The organism is Allobosea sp. P4_C6 (assembly GCF_056402015.1).
The window spans coordinates 1-633 of sequence record NZ_JBFUIF010000332.1 but is presented as its reverse complement, the minus strand read 5'-3'; the positions used below and the strand labels follow the sequence as shown (position 1 = coordinate 633).

The following is a 633-nucleotide window of genomic DNA, read 5'->3' as shown; positions in this document are numbered from 1 at the left end:
GTCGAGCAATGGGTCGTCGAGCTCAAGTCTCGCTTTGGCATCGACGCAGTAGCGGTAACGTCAGGGAGCGCGGCGCGTTTGGAGCGCAGCCTGCCCCTGTCGCAAACATTGTTTGATGCCTACCCCCACACTGTGGTCAGTCTCGATTACATCAAGGCTGAAAAGCGCCGGGAGAGCTTCGCCCGCGCCTGCCCTGACTTTGTGATCGTCGACGAAGCGCATGCCTGTGTTGGTACCGGAACAGGCAAGCAGCAAAGGTTCGAGCTTCTTTCCGGTCTGGCGAGGGATGCCGAGCGCCGTTTGATCCTGCTGACGGCTACCCCTCATTCTGGGGATGAAGAGGCTTTCGGCCGATTGCTCTCGCTAATCGACCCGGCATTCGTCACGATGAACTTTGACGATGCACGGTACCGCGAAAGGCTGGCTCGGCATTATGTCCAGAGGCGCCGCATCGACCTCGTCACTGGCGAATGGCATGAGGAGCGCGCGTTTCCCAAACACGAAACATCCGAGTTCCCCTATCGGCTGTCGCAGGCTCATCTCGACTTTCAGGAGGCGGTTCTCGACTATTGCCTCGGCGTCGTCTCTCGCGCGGGGGCAGACCTGAGAGATCGCAGATTGGCATTCTGGGGT

1 protein-coding gene is annotated in these 633 nt (G+C 59.6%); it reads left to right on the top strand.

Annotated elements, in window-relative coordinates; all coding sequences use genetic code 11:
• Positions 1 to 633: DEAD/DEAH box helicase family protein (locus AC1DVA_RS28980; protein WP_476808216.1), on the top strand; the 633-nt coding region annotated here is incomplete at both ends.